The organism is Micromonospora sp. NPDC049004, assembly GCF_040649315.1.
GTDB lineage: Bacteria > Actinomycetota > Actinomycetes > Mycobacteriales > Micromonosporaceae > Micromonospora.
In genome coordinates this window covers 1-23,041 of sequence record NZ_JBEZFG010000018.1, presented here as the reverse complement: position 1 = coordinate 23,041, position 23,041 = coordinate 1, and the positions used below count along the sequence as shown (strand labels likewise).

General features: G+C 72.3%; 17 protein-coding genes. 13 read left to right on the top strand and 4 right to left on the bottom strand.

Annotated features, from left to right (window positions below; genetic code table 11):
- Nucleotides 1–129 precede the first annotated feature (129 nt).
- The gene (gene typA, locus AB0B97_RS31900) at nucleotides 130–1,998 is read right to left on the bottom strand and encodes a translational GTPase TypA (protein WP_234584522.1); all 1,869 of its coding nucleotides are present in this window, start codon (nucleotides 1,996–1,998) and stop codon (nucleotides 130–132) included.
- Between the two features lie 133 nt (nucleotides 1,999–2,131).
- Between typA and AB0B97_RS31895 the strand changes: the two genes are divergently transcribed.
- Both AB0B97_RS31895 and AB0B97_RS31890 read left to right on the top strand, forming a co-directional pair.
- Complete coding sequence (locus AB0B97_RS31895) at nucleotides 2,132–3,547, top strand: DedA family protein (protein ID WP_357498964.1); 1,416 nt, start codon at nucleotides 2,132–2,134, stop codon at nucleotides 3,545–3,547.
- Between the two features lie 33 nt (nucleotides 3,548–3,580).
- Nucleotides 3,581–4,465, top strand: coding sequence for a lytic transglycosylase domain-containing protein (locus AB0B97_RS31890; protein ID WP_234584520.1), 885 nt, complete (start codon nucleotides 3,581–3,583; stop codon nucleotides 4,463–4,465).
- Between the two features lie 48 nt (nucleotides 4,466–4,513).
- On the opposite strand, the gene AB0B97_RS31885 is transcribed toward AB0B97_RS31890, so the two are convergent.
- The gene (locus AB0B97_RS31885) at nucleotides 4,514–6,640 is read right to left on the bottom strand and encodes an efflux RND transporter permease subunit (RefSeq protein ID WP_357498962.1); all 2,127 of its coding nucleotides are present in this window, start codon (nucleotides 6,638–6,640) and stop codon (nucleotides 4,514–4,516) included.
- 136 nt (nucleotides 6,641–6,776) lie between these two features.
- On the opposite strand from AB0B97_RS31885, the gene AB0B97_RS31880 reads away from it, so the two are divergent.
- From AB0B97_RS31880 to AB0B97_RS31860, 5 genes are all read left to right on the top strand, one after another.
- Nucleotides 6,777–7,292: a MarR family transcriptional regulator gene (locus AB0B97_RS31880; protein ID WP_234584518.1), complete on the top strand. Its 516-nt coding sequence runs from the start codon at nucleotides 6,777–6,779 to the stop codon at nucleotides 7,290–7,292.
- A gap of 56 nt (nucleotides 7,293–7,348) precedes the next feature.
- Nucleotides 7,349–8,974 carry a CocE/NonD family hydrolase gene (locus tag AB0B97_RS31875; protein ID WP_357499014.1) on the top strand — a complete coding sequence of 542 codons (1,626 nt, stop codon included), beginning with the start codon at nucleotides 7,349–7,351 and terminating at the stop codon, nucleotides 8,972–8,974.
- A 162-nt stretch (nucleotides 8,975–9,136) separates the two neighbouring features.
- Nucleotides 9,137–10,015 (top strand): hypothetical protein, encoded by an 879-nt coding sequence (locus AB0B97_RS31870; protein ID WP_357498959.1) that lies wholly within the window; start codon nucleotides 9,137–9,139, stop codon nucleotides 10,013–10,015.
- Between the two features lie 108 nt (nucleotides 10,016–10,123).
- Complete coding sequence (locus AB0B97_RS31865; protein ID WP_357498957.1) at nucleotides 10,124–10,699, top strand: metalloregulator ArsR/SmtB family transcription factor; 576 nt, start codon at nucleotides 10,124–10,126, stop codon at nucleotides 10,697–10,699.
- Nucleotides 10,696–11,976 carry an MFS transporter gene (locus tag AB0B97_RS31860; protein ID WP_357498955.1) on the top strand — a complete coding sequence of 427 codons (1,281 nt, stop codon included), beginning with the start codon at nucleotides 10,696–10,698 and terminating at the stop codon, nucleotides 11,974–11,976. Before AB0B97_RS31865 ends, AB0B97_RS31860 begins: the two co-directional genes overlap by 4 nt.
- Before the next feature lie 48 nt (nucleotides 11,977–12,024).
- On the opposite strand, the gene AB0B97_RS31855 is transcribed toward AB0B97_RS31860, so the two are convergent.
- Nucleotides 12,025–12,228: a cold-shock protein gene (locus AB0B97_RS31855; protein WP_007072071.1), complete on the bottom strand. Its 204-nt coding sequence runs from the start codon at nucleotides 12,226–12,228 to the stop codon at nucleotides 12,025–12,027.
- 195 nt (nucleotides 12,229–12,423) lie between these two features.
- Between AB0B97_RS31855 and AB0B97_RS31850 the strand changes: the two genes are divergently transcribed.
- Together AB0B97_RS31850 and AB0B97_RS31845 are read left to right on the top strand one after the other, a co-directional pair.
- Nucleotides 12,424–13,107: a 50S ribosomal protein L11 methyltransferase gene (locus AB0B97_RS31850; protein ID WP_308195369.1), complete on the top strand. Its 684-nt coding sequence runs from the start codon at nucleotides 12,424–12,426 to the stop codon at nucleotides 13,105–13,107.
- A 101-nt stretch (nucleotides 13,108–13,208) separates the two neighbouring features.
- Nucleotides 13,209–13,817: a VTT domain-containing protein gene (locus AB0B97_RS31845; protein ID WP_357498952.1), complete on the top strand. Its 609-nt coding sequence runs from the start codon at nucleotides 13,209–13,211 to the stop codon at nucleotides 13,815–13,817.
- Nucleotides 13,818–13,922: 105 nt separating this feature from the next.
- Here AB0B97_RS31845 and AB0B97_RS31840 read toward each other — a convergent pair whose 3' ends face one another.
- Nucleotides 13,923–14,576, bottom strand: coding sequence for an MBL fold metallo-hydrolase (locus AB0B97_RS31840; protein WP_234584512.1), 654 nt, complete (start codon nucleotides 14,574–14,576; stop codon nucleotides 13,923–13,925).
- 434 nt (nucleotides 14,577–15,010) lie between these two features.
- On the opposite strand from AB0B97_RS31840, the gene rsgA reads away from it, so the two are divergent.
- The 4 genes from rsgA (at nucleotide 15,011) to uvrC (ending at nucleotide 22,167) form a co-directional block, all read left to right on the top strand.
- Entirely contained in the window at nucleotides 15,011–16,081 is a 1,071-nt protein-coding gene (gene rsgA / locus AB0B97_RS31835) for a ribosome small subunit-dependent GTPase A (RefSeq protein WP_357498949.1), read from the top strand.
- Nucleotides 16,082–16,261: 180 nt separating this feature from the next.
- Complete coding sequence (uvrA, locus tag AB0B97_RS31830) at nucleotides 16,262–19,207, top strand: excinuclease ABC subunit UvrA (protein ID WP_357498947.1); 2,946 nt, start codon at nucleotides 16,262–16,264, stop codon at nucleotides 19,205–19,207.
- A 249-nt stretch (nucleotides 19,208–19,456) separates the two neighbouring features.
- Entirely contained in the window at nucleotides 19,457–19,942 is a 486-nt protein-coding gene (locus AB0B97_RS31825) for a Rieske (2Fe-2S) protein (protein ID WP_234584509.1), read from the top strand.
- A gap of 128 nt (nucleotides 19,943–20,070) precedes the next feature.
- Nucleotides 20,071–22,167, top strand: coding sequence for an excinuclease ABC subunit UvrC (gene uvrC, locus AB0B97_RS31820; RefSeq protein ID WP_357498945.1), 2,097 nt, complete (start codon nucleotides 20,071–20,073; stop codon nucleotides 22,165–22,167).
- The last annotated feature ends 874 nt before the right edge of the window (nucleotides 22,168–23,041 follow it).

Genomic DNA, 23,041 nt, shown 5'->3' with positions numbered 1-23,041 from the left:
CCGCCGTTTTCTCGGTGTTCACCGTCTTCCTCGGGGGGGGGGGGGCGCCGCTGACCCGCCCCGGCTCCGGGTTGGGGTGCGGGGGCCCATCGGCCCCCCCGCGCCCGGTGCCGGGTGCTGGTGTGAAGGTCAGCCGGCGTGCTTGCGGCGGGCGGCGGCCCGACCGCGCTGCTGCTGGTCGAGCACCACCTTGCGGATGCGCACCGCGGTCGGGGTGACCTCGACGCACTCGTCCTCGCGGCAGAACTCCAGCGCCTGCTCCAGCGAGAGCTTGCGCGGCGGGATCAGCTTCTCGGTCTCGTCGGAGGTCGAGGCCCGCATGTTGGTGAGCTTCTTCTCCTTGGTGATGTTGACGTCCATGTCGTCGGAGCGCGAGTTCTCCCCGACGATCATGCCCTCGTACACCTCGGTGGTGGGGTCGACGAACAGCTGGCCGCGCTCCTGCAGGTTGATCATCGCGAAGGCGGTGACCGCGCCGGCCCGGTCGGCGACCAGCGAGCCGTTGTTGCGGGTCCGCAGCTCACCGAACCACGGCTCGTACGACTCGAAGACGTGGTGCAGGATGCCGGTGCCCCGGGTGTCGGTGAGGAACTCGGTGCGGAAGCCGATCAGGCCGCGCGCCGGGACCAGCCACTCCATCCGGATCCAGCCGGTGCCGTGGTTGACCAGCTGCTCCATCCGGCCCTTGCGGGTCGCGAGGAGCTGGGTGATCGCGCCCAGGTACTCCTCCGGGGCGTCGATGGTCAACCGCTCGACCGGCTCGCAGGTCTTGCCGTCGATCTCCTTGGTGACGACCTGCGGCTTGCCGACGGTCAGCTCGTAGCTCTCCCGGCGCATCTGCTCGACCAGGATGGCCAGCGCCAGCTCACCACGGCCCTGCACCTCCCAGGCGTCCGGCCGCTCGGTGGGCAGCACCCGCAGCGACACGTTGCCGATCAGCTCCTTGTCGAGCCGGTCCTTGACCATGCGCGCGGTGACCTTGGAGCCCTTGACCCGGCCCACCAGCGGGGACGTGTTGGTGCCGATCGTCATCGAGATGGCCGGCTCGTCGACGGTGATCAGCGGCAGAGCTACCGGGTTCTCCGCGTCGGCGAGGGTCTCACCGATCATGATGTCGGAGATGCCGGCGACCGCGATGATGTCGCCCGGACCGGCCGTCTCGGCCGGCTTGCGCTCCAGGCCCTCGGTCATCAGCATCTCGGAGATGCGAACCCGCTGGGTGCTGCCGTCGGTGCGGCACCAGGCCACCGTCTGGCCCTTGCTGATCGTGCCCTGACGCACCCGGCACAGGGCCAGCCGGCCGAGGAACGGCGAGGCGTCGAGGTTGGTGACGTGCGCCTGAAGCGGAGCGCCATCCTCGTACGCGGGGGCCGGGATGGTGTCCAGCAGGGTGCGGAACAGCGGCTCCAGGGAGGTGCTGTCGTCGGGGACCGAGCCGTCGGCGGGCTGGGTCAGCGAGGCGATGCCGTCCCGGGCGCAGGCGTACACGATCGGGAAGTCGATCTGCTCCTCGTCGGCGTCCAGGTCGAGGAAGAGCTCGTAGGTGTCGTCCACGACCTCCTTGATCCGAGCGTCGGGACGGTCCACCTTGTTGATCACGAGGATGATCGGCATCCGGGCGCGCAGCGCCTTGCGCAGCACGAAGCGGGTCTGCGGAAGCGGGCCCTCGCTGGCGTCGACCAGCAGGACGACACCGTCGACCATGGTCAGGCCGCGCTCGACCTCGCCGCCGAAGTCGGCGTGGCCGGGGGTGTCGATGATGTTGATGGTGACCGGGTCGGAGCCGTCCGCCGGCAGGTAGCGCACGCCGGTGTTCTTGGCCAGGATCGTGATGCCCTTCTCCCGCTCCAGGTCACCCGAGTCCATCACCCGTTCGGTGTTCTCGCCACGGGCACCGTAGGCGCCGGCCTGCCGCAACATGGCGTCGACCAGGGTGGTCTTGCCGTGGTCGACGTGAGCGATGATGGCGACGTTGCGGAGGTCGGTGCGAAGCTGCATACCCTCTATCCTTCCGCCTGCGCTCGCGCAGGCTGCGTCGGGGTCACCCCCAGGTGCCCCTGATCTATGGTGAAACTGCTGTGCCGGTCGTTGCACCGGCTGGCATGCTGGCTCCCGTGTCCCGGGGGCCTGAGTGCACGACCTGCTGACCTGGGTGCAGGGTCTGCCCACCCTGTGGATCTACCTGGTCGCCGCGCTGATCGTGGCGGGCGAGACCGCGGTGATCTTCGGCCTGCTGGTGCCGGGTGAGGCTACCCTGCTGCTCGTCGGCTTCCTCACCTACAACGGTACCTTGCGGCTCGGACCGGCGCTGCTCGCGATGATCGTCTCGGCGTTCGTGGGTGACGCGCTGGCGTTCCGCGCCGGGCGGCGCTTCGGCCCGAAGCTGCGTGCCGGGCTGGGCCACCGGGTCGGGCCCGAGCGGTGGCGCCGGGCCGACGCGATGCTCGCCCGCCTGGGCGGCAGGGGCGTGCTCGCGGCGCGCTGGGTGGCCTTCGCCCGCACCCTGGTGCCCCGGCTGGCCGGATCCGCAGGCATGTCGTACCGGCGGTTCGCGCCGTGGAACCTGGCCGGCATCGTCACCTGGGTCGGCGGTTCGGTGCTGCTCGGCCACCTCGCCGGTGAGTCGTACGACACGGTCTCGCGACTGCTCGGCCGTGCCACCGGCGCGGCACTGGCGTTGCTGGCGGGGCTGCTGGGGGTGGTGCTCGCCGGGCGGTGGCTCGGCCGCAACCCCGACCCGGTACGCGCGCTGCTGTCCCGGGCCGCCGCGCTGCCGCCGGTGCGCTGGCTCAGCGCCCGTTACGGCGTGCTGTTCTTCCTGGTGGCCATGCGGATCGGGCCGGCCTGGACGCTGCTGCTCAACCTGGCCGCCGGGCTGCTGCTGCTCTTCGCCGCCGGGCTGGCCATCGCCGGTCTGCTCGCTGTCGTGGTGCGCAACAGCGGGCTGGCGGCGCTCGACGGGGCCATCGGGGCCTGGTTCACCGCCCGCCGCACCCCGGATGCCGCCGACGCCACACTTGTCGTGGTGTCGCTGGTACGCGGGTGGGTGCTGATCGTGCTGGTGGCAGTGGTGGCGGCGGTGCTGGCGTGGCGGAACCGGCCGTGGCGCACGGATCTGCTCAGTGTGGTCGGCACCGTGGGCGCGTTCGTGCCACTGGTGGTGCTGGCCGTGGTGGCCGAGTTGACCTCGACGCCCGGTGGCGGTCCGGGTGGGCACGAGGCCGTTCCGTTCTCGACGCAGAACGCCGTGGTCGCGGCGAGCCTGTGCACCCTGGCGTGGCTGGTGTCGCGCAGCGCGCGGTGGCCGGTGGCGGTGGCCGCGTGGACGGCCGCCGCCGCGGGCGTGCTGGGGGTGGCGGCGGCACGGCTCTACCTCGGTCTGGAGACGGCGAGCGGTACGGCGGCGGCGGTGCTGCTGGGTGTGCTGTGGACTGTGGTGTTCCTGGTCGCCTGGGCCACCAGGGACCGGGCGGTGGGAAACCGGGAGCGGCCGGTAGGTCACGCCCGACCGTCGAAGGGGCACCGCCGGCCCGTCGAACCTTGCTAATCTGCGGCGACTGTCTGACGGGGGAGGACCACCATGCGTCAACGAACCGGTCGGCTGGGCGCGCTCGTGCTCGCCGGCCTGCTGCTCGCGGGCGGGGCGGTCGGTTGCGCGGGCAAGGGGCAACGCCCCCAGGACCAGGCCGCGGCTCCGGTCTCGGTCACCGAGGCGCCGACCGACGAGCCGGTCGACGAGCCGGTCGAGGAACCGAGCCCCTCGCCGAGCGCCGTGGCGGCGATGGGCGCCGCCCCGAGCCGCAGCGCCTCGGCCTCCCCGACGCCCGCGAAGAAGCCGACCCGCACGACGGCGGCCCCGAAGCCGCGCGCGGTCGCCAAGCCGCCCACCGAGACGCAGGTTCCGCCGGCGCCACCGAAGCCCGCCCCCTCGTCCTGCAAGCCCAGCTACAAGGGCACCCAGGCGAGCCGCGCCGACGTGAAGGCGGCGCTCACCGACGCCGCCAACCGCACCTACTGGCCCAGCTCGGCCCCGGAGCTCAAGATCCCGCTCAACCTGGTCAAGGCGACCGCCTGGCAGGAGAGCGGCTGGCAGTCCAACATCTACGCCTGCGACGGCGGCGTCGGGCTGATGCAGGTGATGCCGGCCACCGCCACCTGGATGAACCAGCGGTTCGAGCAGAGCTACGCCATCGCCGACTACCGGGACAACGCGTACCTGGGGGCCAACTACCTGGCCTGGCTGACCAAGTACATCGGCGACATGTACTTCGAGTCCGACTTCCGCCTCGACGCGGACCTGTGCACCGCGGAGCTCGACTCCTGCCTGCTCAACGCCGTCATCTCCGCGTACAACTTCGGGCACGGGGCGGTGGCGCAGGAGGGCAAGCCCCTCGCCATCCCCAACCCGTCGTACGTGCGCAACGTGCGGGCGTTGATGACCGAGTGCGTCTGCCTGGGGTACTGAAAACCAGGAAGAGGGGCGGGGGTGGCCCCCGCCCCTCTTCCGTGCGCGTCAGTCGCCGGCGGCCACCGGCTCCCGCGTCGCCGGGGCGTCGACGCCCGGGTCGGCCTCGACGCGGCCCGGCCACCAGAAGCGGTCCCCGAGCAGGAACGCCAGCGCCGGCACCAGCACCGTACGGACCAGCAGGGTGTCCAGCAGGACGCCGATGCAGACGATGATGCCGATCTGCGTGAGCGTGATCAGCGGCAGCACGCCGAGCACGGCGAACACCGCGGCGAGCAGCACACCGGCGCTGGTGATCACACCTCCGGTGACCCGCAACGCGGACAGCATCCCGTCGCGGGTGCCCGCGCTGCGGGCGTCCTCCCGGGCGCGGGTGACCAGGAAGATGTTGTAGTCCACGCCGAGGGCGACCAGGAACACGAAGGCCAGCAGCAGCACGCCGCTGTCGAGCGCCGGGAAGCCGAGCACGTGGTCGAAGAGCAGCCACGCCGCGCCGAGGCTGGCGAAGAACGACGCGATCACGGTCAGCACCAGCAGCACCGGTGCCAGCAGACCCCGCAGCAGCAGCACCAGCACGGCGCCGACGAGCAGCAGGATGATCGGCAGGATCAGCCGCAGGTCACGGTCGTTGGCCTGCTCGGAGTCGTACGTGGCGGCCACCGAACCACCGACGATCGCCCCGTCGGGCGCGTCGGCACCCGCGGCGGCCGGGGGAGCGGAGTCGGGAACGGCGGCTACCGCGTCGCGCAGCGCCTCGATCGTGCGGTCCGAGGCGGTCGTGCCGGGCTCGGCCTCCAGCACCACGTCGACCTGGGCGACGGCCTCGCCGGCGTCGCCGGGACGCGCCGAGGCGACGCCGGGGACGGCGGTGGCGGCATCGGTGACCGACCGCACCGCCGCCGGGGTGGTGAGCACGGCCACCGGTTGGGTGCTGCCGGCGGGGAACGCCCGCGCCAGGGTCTGCGCGCCGGTCACCGCCTCGGGCTCGGCCCGGAACTGCTCGGTCTCGGACAGGCCGGTGCGGATCCCCAGCCCACCGAGGGCCAGGCCCCCGAGCAGCATGGTGGCCAACACCGCGACCACCACCGGACGGCGTTGCACGGCGCCGCCGAGCCGACCCCAGAGCCGGCCCTCGCGCACCGGGCCGCCGACCCGGGGTACGAACGGCCAGAACAGGCCGCGACCGAAGAGCACCAGCACGGCGGGGAGCACGAACAGGGCCGAGAGCATGGCGAAGACCACACCTGTGGCGCAGGCCACGGCCAGCGCCCGGTTCGTCTCCTGCTCGCTGAGCAGCAGGGTGAGCACACCGAGCACCACGGTGCCGCCGCTGGCCAGGATGGGCTCGGCGGTACGCCGCAGCGCGGCGCGCATCGCCGCGAAGCGGTTCTCCTCGCGCCGCAGTTCCTCCCGGTAGCGGGCGATGAGCAGCAGCGCGTAGTCGGTGGCGGCACCGAAGACCAGCACGCTGGCGATGCCGGTGACCTGGCCCTGCTGGAGGTTGATGCCGACGGCCGGCACGATCGTGTCCACCGCGCGCAGGGTGAGCTGTTCGGTGGCCGCGACCACGACCAGCGGCACGATCCACAGGAACGGGCTGCGGTACGTGATCAGCAGCAGCAACGCGACAACGGCGGCGGTCACCGCGAGCAGGGTGACGTCGGCGCCCTCGAAGACCGACGACAGGTCGGCGGTGAAGGCGGGGGAGCCGGTGACCTCGACGGCCAGCCCGTCGGGCAGGTCCCCGAGCGTGTCGCGCAGCTGGGTGACGCTCTCGGTGACCTTCTCCTGACCCCCGGCGGTGTCCAACGGCACGGCGACGAGCGCGACGGTGCCGTCCGGGGAGACCTGCGCGGGGCTGACCTGACCACCGACCGCGAAGCGACCCAGGTCGCCGGAGCGGGCGGCGAGGGTGGCCCGGTCGGCCTCGCTCAGCGCGCCGCCGTCGCTGCGGCTGACGACCACGATGGCCGGCTGGACGTCGCTGGAGGGCAGCTGGTCCTGCAGGCGCTGCACCTGGGTCGACTCCCACTGCACCGACAGGCCGGTGGACGAGACGGGTGCCGGGTTGTCCGGTCGGGGTATCCCGAAGACGACCGCGCCGACGACGAGCGCGGCGGCCACGGTGAGCCAGGCGGCCAGCCGCCCGCGCGCGACCCTGGTGAAGAAAGACATCGGGGACCCCTAAAATCCTTCGAGAGTCGAGTATCTTGATAAGCGAGATTATCGGCGGTTGTTCTATGCTGCAACCCGGGACCGGCAACCCGGGACCGACGACGGGGGGAAACGGCGCGAGGTGGCGACTCACGGCATGTACCGGCGGCGCGACACGCGCCGCGACCAGCTGGTCGCGGAGATCACCAACAACCTCCGGCGGTACTCGGTGGACGCCCAGCAGGTCGGCCACGCCTTCGCCAACCTGCACGGGCTCAACCCGACCGACCTGAACGCGCTGATCGCGGTCATGGACGCCGAGATGTTCGGTGACCCGATCACCCCTGGCCGCCTCGGCGAGCAGCTCAACCTGTCGTCCGGCTCGGTCACCGCCCTGATCGACCGGCTGGAACGGGCCGGGCACATCCGCCGGGACCGGGACACCGTCGACCGGCGCAAGGTGCTGCTGCACTACGCCGACCAGGGCGCCGCGCTGGCCATGGAGTTCTTCCGGCCGCTGGGCGCCCGCACCGACACGGTGATGGACCGCTTCAGCGAGGACGAGCTGGAGGTGGTGCACCGGTTCCTGGCGGAGATGGGCGAGGCGCTGCGGGGGCACCGCGACGCCGTCCGCGCCACCCGGCCCGAGCCGTCCCGCCGGACGACGGCCTGAGCGTGCCGGGCCGGCTCGTCGCCCGTCTCGCCGCCGCCGCGCTGCGGCTGCCCGCCGTGCGTCCCGTCCCGGTGCGGGTCACCCGCGACATCCCGGTCCGGGCGCGTGACGGCGTCGTGCTGCGGACCGACCACTACGCCCCGGGGGACCGGTCCGCGCCGACCGTGTTGATCCGCACCCCGTACGGGCGGGGCGGGCCGTTGCGGCTGCTCGGCCGGTTGCTCGCGGCGCGCGGTCGACACGCGGTGATCCAGTCCTGCCGGGGTACCGGCGGCTCCGGTGGCACGTTCGCCCCGCTGGTGCACGAGCGCGACGACGGGGTGGACACCCTCAACTGGCTGCGCCGCCAGCCCTGGTGGTCCGGGGCGCTCGGCATGTTCGGCGTCAGCTACCAGGGCTTCGCCCAGTGGGCGCTGGCCGCCGACGCCGGCGAGGACCTGCGTGCGATGGTCGCGGTGGTGACCGCGTCGTCCACCCGGGACTCGACGTACGCGGGGGAGTCGTTCGCCTTGGACACCGTGCTCACCTGGGCCGAGCTGCTGCACGCCCAGACCGTGCCGAGGCTGGCCCGCCAGTGGGAACTCAAGCGCGGGCAGCCCCGCCTGGCGGCCGCGCTGGACCACCTGCCGCTGGCCGGAGCGGACCGGGTCGCCACCGGCGTCACGATTCCCTTCTTCCAGGAGTGGCTGCGCCACCACGATCCCGACGCCGCGTACTGGAAGAGCCGGGTCTTCGCCGACCGGGTGGTCCGGGTGCGCGCACCCGTGGTCATGGTCACCGGCTGGCACGACATCTTCCTGCCGGCCCAGCTCGACGACCACGCCACCCTGCGCGCCGCGGGCGCCCGGCCGCGGCTGGTGATCGGCCCGTGGACGCACGGCAGCCCCGGCCTCTTCGTCGCCGCGCTGCGCGAGGGGCTGATCTGGCTGGACGAGCACCTGGCCGGGTCCGCCGCCGACGGGCGGCCGCCCACCGAGGGGTCCGGCGGGGCGCCGGTCCGGTTGCACGTGGGCGGTGCCGACGGCGGCTGGCGGGACCTGCCGGACTGGCCGCCACCGGCCACCGACACCCCGTGGCACCTGCACGCCGGCGGCGAGCTGGCGACCCGCCCGCCGAACCCCTCGGCGCCGGACGAGTTCCGGTACGACCCGGCCGACCCCACCCCGTCGCTCGGTGGCCCCCTGTTGGTCGCCAAGCGGGCCGGTCCGGTGGACAACCGGCACGTCGAGGCCCGACCCGACGTCCTGACGTACACCAGCGCTCCGCTCACCGAAGCGGTCGAGGTGATCGGCGCCGTACGCGCGGAGATCCACGTCCGTAGCGAGCTCGCGTACCTGGACGTCTACGTCCGACTGTGCGATGTGGACCGGCGCGGGCGCTCGGTCAACGTGTGCGACGGACTGGTCCGGGTCGCGCCCGGACGGTTCGCCGCCGACGGGTCCGGGGCGCTGCGGGTATCGGTGCCGCTCTGGCCGACCGCGTACCGGTTCGCGGCCGGGCACCGACTACGCGTTCAGGTCGCCGGCGGCGCCCACCCGCGCTGGGCGCGCAACCCGGGCAGCGGCGAACCCCTCGGCACGGCCGTGACGCTGCGTGCCGGCTGGCGGCAGGTCCTGCATGATCCGGCGCACCCCTCGGCGCTGTGGCTGCCGATCGTCCACACTGCCCCGCGCAGCATCTGAAACGAACAGACCCCCTCTGAGCTGGGCATTCATATTTTTTGCGGGCTATGGTTGGGTCAACGCCCGGCGCCGTGCACCAGTAGGCCGGGCTCGCCTGAAGCCCAGCACCGCGTACGCGGTGTGACGTCGTGCCCGGCCCCCGTCAATTGGAAGGGGGGCCCCATGACCCGGGCTCCGGCGAACCTGTTGGCCGTCCGAAGTCTCCTTCTCACCCACCTCAACGTCGACCCGAAAACCGTCCGCGACGCCGACCTGGAACCGGCGGAGGTCGGGATCGTCGGCGACCCGGCCCACCGGGGCGGCTACCACTGCGGATCGGACCGGGTGGTGACCAACGACTACTCCGTGGTGGAGTCGTCGCGGGACCGCAACGGCCTGACCCTCGACGCGGCGGCGCTCGACGTCGGCGGCTTCTCGGTCCGTTCCGGCGGACGTACGCACACCCTGCCCAGCTTCTCGCTCTGGTGTGTGGGCCAGTGCGCCGCGAACGCTGCGGACACCCGGGACATCCGCGAGATCATCTACAGCCCCGACGGCACGACGGTGAAGCGGTGGGACCGCCTCGGCAAGCGCACCAGCGGCGACAGCTCGCACCGCTGGCACACCCACTTCAGCTTCTTCCGCGACGCCATCAAGGCCGGTCGCGACCAGCGGCCACTGTTCCGCCGCTACCTGACCAGCATCGGCCTCATCGAGGTCGCCCCGACCCCACCCATGGAGGACCCAGAGATGGAACTCAGCGACCGACTCAAGCGGGACACGGGCCGCCCGCAGCGCACCGTCGACGACGTCCTGGCGGACCTGTCGAACCTGCGGAATTGGCTCGTGTCCGCGCCGAACTCGCCGGGCGTGGTCGATGGCCCGGCGCCGAACTCTCCGCTGGCCGCGCTCCTCGCCGCCGCCGGGCGGCCGGCGGTCGACGTGCCGGCGCTCGCCACGGAGGTGCTCCGGGTGCTCACCCCGCAGGCCATCGCCGACGCGATCCCGTCGAGCCTCGCCAAGGAGGTCGCCGACGAGCTGGCCCGCCGGCTCGTCGCCTGAGTCGGAGGCGGCCCGTCCCCACCGGGCCGCCTCTCTTCGGGGCATCCGCAACGGCTGTTGAGCAATAGCGGTTGCGCAATAGCTGTTGCGGATGTGATGCTGGGTCTCGTGGAGAACCCCGACGTACGCCTGGTCACCGACTCGCGAGTCCTGGCCGCCATGGCCCACCCCCTGCGCCGTCGACTGATGGACGTGCTCAAGGTGCACGGCCCGTCGACCGTCGGGCTGCTCGCCGAGCGCACCGACCAGGCCCCCGCCAACATCAGCCACCACCTCAAGGTGCTCGCCGCCGCCGACCTCGTCACCGAGGCTCCCGAGCTGGCCCGGGACCGCCGTGAACGGTGGTGGCAGCTCGTCAGCCGGGGAGTGCGCTGGTCCACCACCGACTTCGACGCCGACCCGGCGGCCCGGGCCGTCGCCGACGCCGCCACCTCACTCAACCTGGACCGGCACGTCGCGCTGGCCCGCGCCTGGCACGCCAGCGACGAGTCGGCGCAGGCCGCCTGGGCCGACGCGCCGTTCTCGACGGACAAGTGGCTGCACCTCACGCCCGAGGAACTGGACGAGCTGAGCCGCGAGATGATCGGCCTGCTGGATCGCTGGGCCGCCCGGCCACTGCCCGACGACGGCCGCGAACGGCAACCCGTGTTCGTGTTCGTCCACGGCGTACCGGCCCGGCCGTGACCGCGGCCACCCGCACCGATCCGAGCCCGGTCCGACCGGCCGGCGGGCTGCTGCGGCACCGCGACTTCCGCCTGCTCTGGGCCGGGCAGACGGTCAGCAGCATCGGCAGCAACGTCACCACCGTCGCGCTGCCCCTGGTGGCGGTCGCCGTGCTCGACGCCGGCACCTTCCAGGTGGCGGTCCTCACCGCCGCGGCCTGGCTGCCCTGGCTGCTGATCGGCCTCCCGGCCGGCGCGTGGGTGGACCGGCTGCCACGCCGGCCCCTGATGGTCATCTGCGACCTGCTCTGCGCCCTGGCCTTCCTCAGCGTGCCGGTGGCCGCCGCCCTGGGCCGCCTCACCGTCGCGCAGTTGCTGCTGGTGGCGCTCGGCGCCGGCACCGCGCGGGTCTTCTTCGAGACCGCCGACCAGGTCTACCTGCCGGTGCTGCTGCGGCCCGAGCAACTGCCCGAGGGAAACGCGAAACTACAGGCCACGCAGACCGTGAGCTACGTCGTCGGGCCCGGCATCGCGGGCCTGATCGCCCAGGTCACCGGGGCGGTCGCCGCGTTGCTGCTGGACGCGCTCACGTTCCTGTTCTCGGCGGTCCTCCTGTTGCGCATCCGCACCGCCGAGCCGCGCCCCGACCGGCCGGACCGGTCCCGCTCGCTGCGGCGGGACATCGGCGAGGGACTGCGCTTCGTCATTCGCGACCCGTACCTGCGGGTGCTGACGGTCTTCGGCGCGGCCAGCAACATCGGTCTGACCGGCTACCAGGCGGTCCTGGTGGTGTTCCTGGTGCGTGAGCTGCGGCTCGCACCCGGCCTGGTGGGCGTGTTGGTCGGCGTGATGAGCGTCGGGGGGATCATCGGCGCGCTGCTCGCCACCGCCCTGGCCCGCCGGTGTGGCACCGCGCGCGCCATGCTGATCGGGGCAGCGCTCACCGGCCCGCCCGCCCTGCTCATCCCGCTGGCCGCACCCGGCGTCGGGCTGGTCTGGCCGGCCCTCGGTGGCGTGCTGATCGGCCTCGGAGTGGCCATCGGCAACGTGGTCAAGGGCGCGTTCCGGCAGACGTACACGCCGCACCACCTGCTCGGCCGCGTGACGGTGAGCATGCACCTGCTCAACTTCGGTGCCATCCCGCTGGCGGCCGTGCTGGCCGGAGCCCTCGGCGCCCGCTACGGCGTCGGCACGGCAATCGGCGTGATGACCGCCTGGTTGGCGATCACCCCGCTGATCCTGCTGGTTGGACCGCTCCGGTGGCGGCGGGACCTGCCCGCCGCCCCGGCAGCGTCTTGAGTGCACTGCGACGGCGGCCGGGAACCGACCGCCGTCACCGGCACGGAGCTACATCGGGCGGACGTTGTCCGCCTGCGGGCCCTTCTGCCCCTGGGTCACCTCGAACTCGACCTTCTGGCCCTCGTTGAGCTCCCGGTAACCGCTCGTCGCGATGGCGGAGTAGTGGACGAACACGTCCGGCCCTCCACCATCCTGCTCGATGAAGCCGAAGCCCTTTTCCGAGTTGAACCACTTAACCGTGCCGGTTGCCATGCATCTCTCCCTGTTCAAAGCGGCGGACCACCGGCCCGTGGCCGATGGTCGCCCGTACCTGTTCGACAGTAACGGGCGAAACCCCGATCTGCCGGCCGAAGTGCCGTAGGTGTTTACTCGAACTCAGATGAACTCTGTGCGCGCCGGCACGCGAAAGCCGCCCCGACCACCCTCCGCTACGGCATGCTTGCGGCGATGAGGGGTGCCGCAGCCACCGCGCTGTCCGAGCTGGAGCGCGAGATCGACGCGCCCGGAACCGGCCTGGACCGGCTCCACCTGGTGCCCACCCCGTTCGTCCCGGAGGTGCGGCTGCACCTCGCCGAGGACGCGATCGTCTGGTGGGCCCGGATGGAGGCGCTCGCCGGTCACGCTCTGCCACCGCCGTTCTGGGCCTCCGCCTGGGCCGGCGGCCAGGCCCTGGCCCGACATCTGCTGGACCACCCGGAGCTGGCCGCCGGACGCCGCGTCCTCGACCTCGCCGCCGGCTCGGGTCTGGTGGCCATCGCCGCCGCGCTGGCCGGCGCCGCCGACGTCGTCGCCAACGACATCGACCCGTACGCCGTGGCGGCCATCACCGTCAACGCGCGCGCCAACCGGGTCACCGTCGACGCCAGCGGGGACGACCTGCTCGACAACGTCGGCGTCGACGCGGACCTGGTGGTCGCCGGGGACGTCTTCTACAGCCGCCCGATGGCCGAGAGGATGCTGCCGTTCCTACGACGGGCCGTCGCCTCCGGCGCCGAGGTGCTCATCGGGGACCCCGGCCGGGAGCACCTGCCCGAGGACGGGCTGCGGCTGCTGACCGACTATCCGGTGCCCACCACCGAGCCGTCGGTGGACTCGTCGCTGCGCCGGGTGCAGGTGCTGCGACCCGCTTGACGCGCGGGCTCCCTCAGGGGCGACCCCGAGGCCGATACCAGGGGACCCTGGGGGCTGCGACCTGATGTCCACCGTGGTCCGGCGGCCATAGCGTACGAGGCATGACGCAATGGCTGGCCCAGGTCGGAGAACTGCCCATCCTCGTGCTGATGGGCGCGCTCGGGCTGGTCATGCTCTTCGACGCCGTACCGTTGCTGGGTGTGCTGATCCCCGGCGACGTGGCAATCCTGGCCGCCGTCGGGGTGGGCCGCCCGGCCACCGGGCTGGCCACCTTCGCCGCGGTGCTGGCCGGCTGCCTGGCCGGCTGGTCGCTGAGTTTCCTGGTCGGTCGCCGCTACGCCGAACGGCTGCGCCACAGCCGGATCGGGAGCTGGATCGGTGAGGCGCGCTGGAGCGCGGCGGAGGGAATCCTCAACCACGGCGGTGGCCGGATGATGGTTGTCGCGCCGTTCCTGCCGGTGTTCAACGCGCTGCTGCCGCTGGCCGCCGGCGGGCTGCGGATGTCGTACCGCCGGTTCCTCGGCTGCGCGACCCTCGGCGCGGCGGCCTGGGCCGGTCTCTACCTGGCGCTGGGCACCGCGTCGCGATCGCTGGCCGGGCTGCTGCCGGGGGCGCCGAGCCCGCTGCTGGTGACCATGGGGGTGGGGCTGGCGCTGGCGTTCGTCGTGTTGGTGGGGGCGCGGCGGCGGTTCTCCGCTCTTGCTGGTTGAGCCGTGGTTGCGGTGCGGGGGCGGTTCGTCCGGTGGTGCCGCCGTCCGCCGGTGGGTTGGATCTTCAGTGGTGATCGGTCAGCGTTGGGTGATCATCGCTCGGGGTTACCAGCCTCGGGCTCGCCACTGGGGGAGGGCTGGGCGTTCTGCTCCCAGGGTGCTGTCCTTGCCGTGGCCGGGGTAGAACCAGGTGTCGTCCGGCAGCTGGTCGAACAGCTTGTGCTCGACGTCGTCGATCAGCGCGGCGAAGCGCTGCGGGTCCTTGTCCGTGTTGCCGACGCCGCCGGGGAAAAGGCTGTCGCCGGTGAACAGGTGGGCGGTACCGGCCGGGTCGCGGTAGAGCAGCGCGATCGAACCCGGCGTGTGGCCCTTGATGTGGATGACCTCCAGCGCGCAGTCACCGACCGCCACGGTGTCGCCGTCGGCCAACCGCTCCGCCTCGATCGGCAGCCCCGCCGCGTCGTCGGCGTGCACGAGCGCCCGCGCGCCGGTCTTGGCGACCACCTCCTCCAACGCCACCCAGTGGTCCATGTGCTGGTGTGTGGTCACCACGGCGGCCAGACCGCCGTCGCCGATCAGCTCCAGCAGCCGGGGCGCCTCGTTGGCGGCGTCGATCAACACCTGGTCGCCGGTGCCGGTGCAGCGCAGCAGGTACGCGTTGTTGTCCATCGGGCCCACCGACAGCTTGCTGATGGTGAGCCCGTCCAACTCCCGTACCGCCGGCGGGCCGCCGTGGGTGACATCTCCGCTGTAGGTCATGACGTGTCCAGATCCGTTCCGGTGAAGTAGGCAGGGGTCCGTCGGGGTTGACGGCGAGCGTGGTCCACGCCTCGACCGGCACGGCCGCGAGCGTCCCGGCGGACCGGTGTGCGGTGCGCCGCGGGTCGTCGAGGAGCGCGACAGGCGACCGGCCTGCGCCGGCGTCGGTGCCCGCCGCCCAGGCCGTCGCCGGTACGCGGCGGTCGGGTGGTGGTGTCGTCCGCCGCGCCCTGAGGCGGCAGCGGATCCGTGGTCACGCGTCGACCCTAGCCGCCCCGCGCCGCGCCGTCGTCGCGGAAATCGCTTTCGGCGCGTCGTCGCGCGCCCTACCGTCGGGCTCACAAGCGGCACCGGGACGTCGGACGGAGGTGGTGTTCATGCCGGACGTGACACGCGTGTTCCGCCATCACCAGCTCGACACCGATGAGGATGCCATGACTATCGATCTGACCGCCCTCGGCTGGGACGCCGACCGGGCGACGTACGCCGGCCGGCGCGGCGAGCACCACCCCGGCCGGGTGGCCCGGGTGGACCGGGGGGTCTGCACCGTGCTCACCGCCGCCGGCCCGGTCCGGGCCAGCCTCGGCCCCTCCGTGCTGGCCGCCGCCGCCCAGGACCCTTCGGCACTGCCCTGCGCGGGGGACTGGGTGCTGCTCACGCACTGGCCGGACCGCCGGATCACCGTGGCGGCCGTGCTGCCCCGGCGGGCCGCGCTGATCCGCCGTACCGCCGGCAAGGACGCCAGCGGCCAGGTGCTGGCCGCCAACCTCGACGCCGCCGCCGTGGTGGAGCCGGTGCACCCGGAGCCGGACGTCGGCCGCATCGAGCGGCTGCTGTCCCTGGTCCACGAGTCCGGGGCCCGGCCGCTCGTGGTGCTGACGAAGGCCGACCTCGCGGCCGACCCGGATGCGCTGGCCCGCCAGCTCGCCGTGATCGCCCCCGGTGTGCCGGTGCTGCCGGTCAGCGCCGAGCGCGGCACCGGGCTGGACCCGCTGCGCGCCGAGGTCGCGCCGGGTCGCACGCTGGGGCTGCTCGGGCCGTCCGGCGCGGGCAAGTCGAGCCTGGTCAACGCGCTCGCCGGCGCGGTGATGATGCCGACGCAGGCGATCCGTCGGGTCGACGGCAAGGGCCGGCACACCACCACCTGGCGGGCCCTGGTGCCGATCCCGAACGGGGGCGCCGTGATCGACACACCCGGCGTGCGGGCGGTCGGCCTGCTCGACGGCGTGGCCGGGCTGGACCGGGCGTTCGCCGACATCGCGGGGCTGGCCGAGGGCTGTCGGTACGCCGACTGTCGGCACGACGGTGAACCGGCCTGCGCGGTCCACGACGCGTTGCGGACCGGCGAGCTGTCCACGCGCCGGTGGGAGAGCTGGCGGCGTCTGCAGTCGGAGGTCACCCACGAGAGCCGGCGGCGTGAGGCGCGGCTGGCCGCCGAGCGGCGCGGCGGGTGGCGTTCGGCGCGGCGCAGGGCGGCCCGGCCGCCGTCGCCCGGCGGGTACTGACGGAGGCTCGCGCGTGGTGCGGCCGACCGGGCTGAGCTGGGGGAATGTGCGGGCGGGGGAAACTGTCACACCTCGGGGCTAGAGTTGCCGAGGCGTGTTTTCCGCGCCCGCACGGCCGCTCGAATCCACCCAGAGCGGGACAGATCCTTCGCTTCGTCTTCTCCCGGGAGTACACGCACTGTGGCCGACCGACTGATCATCCGTGGCGCGCGCGAGCACAACCTGCGTGACGTCAGTCTCGACCTGCCCCGGGACGCTCTCATCGTGTTCACCGGGCTGTCCGGGTCGGGCAAGTCGAGCCTGGCCTTCGACACGATCTTCGCCGAGGGGCAGCGGCGCTACGTGGAGTCGCTCTCCTCGTACGCCCGGCAGTTCCTCGGCCAGATGGACAAGCCCGACGTCGACTTCATCGAGGGCCTGAGCCCGGCCGTCTCGATCGACCAGAAGTCCACCTCGCGCAACCCGCGCTCGACAGTCGGCACCATCACCGAGGTCTACGACTACCTGCGCCTGCTCTTCGCCCGCATCGGTGAGCCGCACTGCCCGGTCTGCGGCGAGCGGATCTCCCGGCAGAGCCCGCAGCAGATCGTCGACCGGGTCCTCGCCATGGCCGAGGGCACCAAGTTCATGGTGCTCGCGCCGGTGATCCGCGGTCGCAAGGGCGAGTACGTCGACCTCTTCGCCGAGCTGCAGGCCAAGGGCTACGCCCGCGCCCGCGTCGACGGTGTGGTGCACCCGCTGACCGAGCCGCCGAAGCTCAAGAAGCAGGAGAAGCACACCATCGAGGTGGTGATCGACCGGCTCACCGTCAAGCCGAGCGCCAAGCAGCGGCTGACCGACTCGGTCGAGGCCGCCCTGGGCCTGTCCAGCGGCCTCGTCCTGCTCGACTTCGTCGACCTGCCGGAGGACGACCCGGACCGGGAGCGCCGCTACTCCGAGCACCTGGCCTGCCCCAACGACCACCCGCTGGCCATCGAGGATCTCGAGCCCCGGGTCTTCTCCTTCAACGCGCCGTACGGCGCCTGCCCGGAGTGCACCGGCCTGGGCACCAAGAAGGAGGTCGACCCGGAGCTGCTGGTCCCGGACCCGGAGCGCAGCCTGCGCGAGGGCGCCATCCAGCCCTGGTCCACCGGGCACAACCTGGAATACTTCCTGCGCCTGTTGGAGGCGCTCGGCGAGGCCCAGCACTTCGACGTCGACACCCCGTGGCGGGCGTTGCCGGCGCGGGCGCAGAAGACGATCCTGCACGGCTCCGACGACCAGGTGCACGTGCGCTACCGCAACAAGTACGGTCGCGAGCGCTCCTACTACACCGGCTTCGAGGGCGTGGTGCAGTGGATCGAGCGCCGGCACTCGGACACCGAGTCCGAGTGGTCCCGCGACAAGTACGAGGGCTACATGCGCGACGTGCCGTGCGCGGCCTGCGGCGGCGCCCGGCTCAAGCCCGAGGTGCTCGCCGTCACCCTCGCCGGCAAGAGCATCGCCGAGGTCTGCAACCTGTCGGTGGGGGAGTGCGCCGACCTGCTCGCCGGCATCGAGCTGACCGACCGGCAGAAGATGATCGCCGAGCGCGTCCTCAAGGAGATCAACGCCCGGCTGCGGTTCCTGCTCGACGTCGGCCTGGACTACCTCTCGCTGGACCGGCCGGCCGGCACGCTCTCCGGCGGCGAGGCGCAGCGCATCCGGTTGGCCACCCAGATCGGCTCCGGCCTGGTCGGCGTGCTCTACGTGCTGGACGAGCCGTCGATCGGGTTGCACCAGCGCGACAACCACCGGCTGATCGAGACCCTGATCCGGCTGCGCGGTCTGGGCAACACGCTGATCGTGGTGGAGCACGACGAGGACACCATCCGCGTCGCCGACTGGATCGTCGACATCGGGCCCGGCGCCGGCGAGCACGGCGGCAAGATCGTGCACAGCGGCTCGGTGCCGGCTCTGCTGAAGAACAAGGAGTCGATCACCGGTGCGTACCTGTCCGGTCGCCGGTCGATCCCGACACCGACGGGCCGCCGCCCGCAGGATCCGGCCCGCGAGCTGGTGGTGCACGGCGCGCGCGAACACAACCTGCGCAACCTGAGCGTCTCGTTCCCGCTGGGCCAGCTCATCGCGGTCACCGGGGTCAGCGGCTCGGGCAAGTCGACGCTTGTCAACGACATCCTGTACGCCGTGCTGGCCAACCAGATCAACGGCGCCCGGCTGGTGCCCGGCCGGCACACCCGGGTCTCCGGTCTGGAGCACGTCGACAAGGTCGTCGGCGTGGACCAGTCGCCGATCGGCCGGACCCCGCGCTCCAACCCGGCCACCTACACCGGGGTCTGGGACCACGTCCGCAAGCTCTTCGCCGAGACCACCGAGGCCAAGGTCCGGGGGTACGGGCCGGGCCGGTTCTCGTTCAACGTCAAGGGCGGCCGCTGCGAGGCGTGCTCCGGCGACGGCACCATCAAGATCGAGATGAACTTCCTGCCCGACGTGTACGTCCCCTGCGAGGTCTGCAAGGGCGCCCGGTACAACCGGGAGACCCTGGAGGTGCACTACAAGGGCAAGACCGTCTCGGACGTGCTGGAGATGCCGATCGAGGAGGCCGCCGAGTTCTTCTCCGCCATCCCGGCCATCCACCGGCACCTCAAGACGCTCGTTGACGTCGGCCTGGGCTACGTCCGCCTCGGGCAGCCCGCGCCGACCCTCTCCGGTGGTGAGGCGCAGCGGGTCAAGCTGGCCTCCGAGCTGCAGAAGCGCTCCACCGGGCGGACGGTCTACGTGCTCGACGAGCCGACCACCGGCCTGCACTTCGAGGACATCCGCAAGCTGCTGATGGTGCTGGAGGGCCTGGTCGACAAGGGCAACACGGTGATCACCATCGAGCACAACCTCGATGTGATCAAGACGGCCGACTGGCTGATCGACATGGGTCCGGAGGGCGGTCACCGGGGTGGCATGGTGCTCGCCACCGGCACCCCGGAGGAGGTCGCCGAGGTGCCCGAGAGCCACACCGGCCAGTTCCTGCGCCAAGTGCTCAAGCTCGACGGTGAGGCCAAGGGCGCGGCGGCGGCCACCACCCGCGCCGCCAAGGCCAACGGCACCACCAAGACGCGGGCCAGCCGCAAGGTGCCGGCCGGCGCGCGCTGACCTGGGCCGTCCACGGCGGCGTCGGTCCACCCCTGCTCCGGCAGAGCCGGGGGTGGACCGGGCGCGGCTGTGCGTTCGACGCGTCCACCGCCGTGCTCTCGGGGCCGGCGCGGTTTCGACGCGGTCCTCGTCCCTCGTCCCATTTCCCGGGTCGGCACTGTGCCGCCGTGAACCATCCGGCACAGTTGCCCGTGTGCACAGGTGTGGCCGGCTTTCGGACCGGCGCAGTGGGCGAGAGAGAGGCGAGGCATGAGCGACGATCAGGCGCTGACCGATCCGGGTACGCAGACCCGTCGGGCCCTGCTCACCGGTGTCGGGGCCGTCGGCGCGGCAGTCGTCCTGGCGGCCTGCGGCAGTGACGACGACGGCGGTGGCAGCGGGGCCCCCACCAGTGGCGGCCCGGCGGTGCCCAGCACCGGGGACGCCGGCGGCGGTGATCGGCAGAACGCCCAGTCGCTGGCCACCACCGCCGACATTCCGGTCGGCGGCGGCAAGGTCCTCGCCGCCGAGGGCGTGGTGATCACCCAGCCCTCGGCGGGTCAGTTCAAGGGCTTCAGCCCGATCTGTACGCACCAGAACTGCCCGGTGACGAACGTCGACGGCGGCACGATCAACTGCACCTGCCACGGCAGCAAGTTCTCGATCGAGGACGGCTCGGTGAAGGCCGGCCCGGCCACCAAGCCGCTGCCGCCGAAGGACATCAAGGTGACCGGGGACCAGATCTCCCTCGCCTGACCACTCGATCGACTCGCGTTCGGGGAAGTCGGGGAGTCCGGCGCCCGTCGACGCCCCGACTTCCCCGCACGCTGAGTTGATCTAGCGCTCGGCGTGGTGTGTCGGGGGTGCGGACTAGGCTTGTCGACGTGGCTGACCCCTCGACCTACCGTCCCGCACCCGGCACGATCCCGGAGTCACCGGGGGTCTACCGCTTCCGCGACGGCACCGGCCGGGTGATCTACGTCGGCAAGGCGAAAAACCTGCGCAGCCGGCTCAACTCCTACTTCGGCGACGTGTGGAACCTGCACGAGCGCACCCGGCAGATGGTCACCACCGCCGAATCGGTGGACTGGATCACCGTCGGCACCGAGGTCGAGGCGCTCCAGCAGGAGTTCACCTGGATCAAGCAGTACGACCCCCGGTTCAACGTCCGCTACCGCGACGACAAGTCGTACCCCTATCTCGCCGTCACCCTCGACGAGGAGTACCCGCGACTCCAGGTGATGCGCGGCGCGAAGCGCAAGGGTGTGCGCTACTTCGGCCCGTACTCGCATGCCTGGGCCATCCGGGAGACCCTCGACCTGCTGCTGCGGGTGTTCCCCGCGCGCACCTGCTCGGCCGGTGTGTTCAAGCGGGCCGGCCAGGTGGGTCGTCCCTGCCTGCTGGGCTACATCGGCAAGTGCTCGGCGCCGTGCGTCGGCACGGTCTCCGCCGACGAGCACCGTGCCATCGTCGACGACTTCTGCGACTTCATGGCCGGGCGCACCGACACCATGGTCCGCAAGATCGAGCGCGAGATGACCGAGGCGAGCGAGCAGCTGGAGTTCGAGCGGGCCGCCCGGCTGCGCGACGACGTCGCAGCCCTGCGCCGGGCCATGGAGAAGCAGACCGTGGTCCTCGGCGACGGCACCGACGCCGACGTGGTCGCGTTCGCCGACGACCCGCTCGAGGCGGCCGTACAGGTCTTCCACGTCCGCGACGGCCGGGTCCGCGGCCAGCGCGGCTGGGTGGTGGAGAAGACCGAGGACCTGACCACCGGCGACCTCGTGCACCACTTCTGCACCCAGGTGTACGGCGGCGAGCACGGCGAAGCCGACGTACCCCGCGAACTGCTGGTGCCCGAGTTGCCCGCCGACGCCGACGCGCTGGCCGAGTGGCTCAGCAGCCACCGGGGCAGCCGGGTGTCGCTGCGCGTGCCGCAGCGCGGCGACAAGCGCACCCTCATGGAGACGGTGGAGCGCAACGCCAAGGACGCGCTGGCCCGGCACAAGCTCAAGCGAGCCGGCGACCTGACCACCCGGGGCAAGGCGCTGGACGAGATCAGCGAGGCGCTCGACATGCGCACCTCACCGCTGCGCATCGAGTGCTTCGACATCTCCCAGATCCAGGGCACCGACGTGGTCGCCAGCATGGTGGTCTTCGAGGACGGGCTGCCCCGCAAGAGTGAGTACCGGCGGTTCATCGTGCGGGGTGCCACCGACGACCTGTCCGCCATGTCCGAGGTGCTGCGCCGCCGCTTCGCCCGCTACCTCGACGCGCGGGCCGAGACGGGCGAAGTGGGCGTGGAGTCGGCCGACGACCCGACCGCGCCCGGAGGCGCCACCGATCCACAAGTCGGCATCCTGGTCGACCCGACCACCGGCCGGCCGCGGAAATTCGCGTACCCGCCGCAGCTGGTGGTCGTCGACGGCGGCGCCCCGCAGGTCGCGGCGGCCGCCCAGGCCCTGGCCGATCTGGGCATCGACGACGTCGCGCTGTGCGGCCTCGCCAAGCGGCTGGAGGAGGTGTGGCTCCCCGACGACGAGTTCCCGGTCATCCTTCCGCGCACCTCGGAGGGTCTCTACCTGCTGCAACGGGTCCGCGACGAGGCACACCGCTTCGCCATCACGTTCCACCGCCAGCGTCGCTCGAAGCGGATGACCGAGTCGGCGCTGGACAACGTCCCCGGCCTGGGCGAGGTACGCCGCAAGGCGCTGCTGCGGCACTTCGGCTCGCTGAAGCGACTTTCCACGGCGACCGTCGAAGAGATCACCGAAGTGCCCGGGGTGGGTCGCCGCACCGCCGAGGCGATCCTGGCCGCCCTCGACAAGGGCCCAAAGGCCGACGACAACGCCGAGGTGACCCCCAGCGCGGAGGCGACGCCCAGCGCGGAGGCGATCCACAGTGCGGAGGCGACGCCCAGCGCGGGTGGGACCCACAGCGCGGAAGCGATCCACAGCGCGGAGGCGACGCCCGGCGCGTAAGCGACCCACAGTGCGGAGGCGACGCCCAGCGCGTAGCCACCCGCGGCGATCCACGCGGTCCCACCCGATCCATCCGGCTGGCCGTGGTGATCGCCAGGCACAATCCGGCCGGCCCGCATGATCGTGCTCGATCCTGGTTGTAGTGGCCTTGCCCGCGTGGTGAGGGCCCTGTTTCCTGGATCGAGCGCGATCATCCGGCCGGGTGCAGGTCCGCAGCTTCCGTGCGGGGTTGATCGACTCGGGTTCGGCGATGTCGGGGTGTCCCGGGCGTGCGGATACCCCGACTTCAGCGAAGTCGAGTCGATCAACCGGCGGGTGGTGGTGGATGTCCGTTTCCGGCAGGCGTTTTGTACCGTTGCGGCCTGGGCGTCCTGTGGCCGGGGGCACTCTGACGGCGGAATCGGTGACCCGCCGGGGTCGTTATACCTGGCATGCCGCCGCGACCTTCGAGCTAGCGGCGCACCGCAGCCGCCGGGAACACCCACCCGGCCGCCACGGTTACACCCCCCGCACCGCCAAGCACCACCGCAGGTCCGTGTGACAGCCCGCCGGGAACACCCGCCCGGCCGGCACGGTTACACCCCCGCACGGCCGAGCACCACCGGCCGCCCCCGGGCAAGCCGTGTTGGTGGAATGCCTCGCCGCCCCCGGGTCGTTGCACCACCCTCCGGGACACCCCCGCGCAGGCCCCCCGCCGGGGCCGCCAGGCCACGTCCCCCCGTGAACTTTCCCGCCCCGACACACGCACCCCCGTTCGTGTGTCGGCGCGTATCCCCCCGATGCAGAGGAGCACGCCATCATGCGTACCGATCTGATCCGTAAGACCGCCCTGACCGCTGCCGGCCTCGCCTTCACCGGCGGCGCCATCGCCGGC

What these genes read in the sequence shown, in the direction of transcription:
- AB0B97_RS31840 (WP_234584512.1), bottom strand. Translation starts at nt 14,576, where the DNA reads ATGACCTACAGCGGAGATGTCACCCACGGCGGCCCGCCGGCGGTACGG.
- rsgA (WP_357498949.1), top strand. Translation starts at nt 15,011, where the DNA reads ATGACTATCGATCTGACCGCCCTCGGCTGGGACGCCGACCGGGCGACG.
- AB0B97_RS31890 (WP_234584520.1), top strand. Translation starts at nt 3,581, where the DNA reads ATGCGTCAACGAACCGGTCGGCTGGGCGCGCTCGTGCTCGCCGGCCTG.
- AB0B97_RS31850 (WP_308195369.1), top strand. Translation starts at nt 12,424, where the DNA reads ATGAGGGGTGCCGCAGCCACCGCGCTGTCCGAGCTGGAGCGCGAGATC.
- AB0B97_RS31880 (WP_234584518.1), top strand. Translation starts at nt 6,777, where the DNA reads ATGTACCGGCGGCGCGACACGCGCCGCGACCAGCTGGTCGCGGAGATC.
- AB0B97_RS31885 (WP_357498962.1), bottom strand. Translation starts at nt 6,640, where the DNA reads ATGTCTTTCTTCACCAGGGTCGCGCGCGGGCGGCTGGCCGCCTGGCTC.
- AB0B97_RS31855 (WP_007072071.1), bottom strand. Translation starts at nt 12,228, where the DNA reads ATGGCAACCGGCACGGTTAAGTGGTTCAACTCGGAAAAGGGCTTCGGC.
- AB0B97_RS31845 (WP_357498952.1), top strand. Translation starts at nt 13,209, where the DNA reads ATGACGCAATGGCTGGCCCAGGTCGGAGAACTGCCCATCCTCGTGCTG.
- AB0B97_RS31825 (WP_234584509.1), top strand. Translation starts at nt 19,457, where the DNA reads ATGAGCGACGATCAGGCGCTGACCGATCCGGGTACGCAGACCCGTCGG.
- typA (WP_234584522.1), bottom strand. Translation starts at nt 1,998, where the DNA reads ATGCAGCTTCGCACCGACCTCCGCAACGTCGCCATCATCGCTCACGTC.
- AB0B97_RS31870 (WP_357498959.1), top strand. Translation starts at nt 9,137, where the DNA reads ATGACCCGGGCTCCGGCGAACCTGTTGGCCGTCCGAAGTCTCCTTCTC.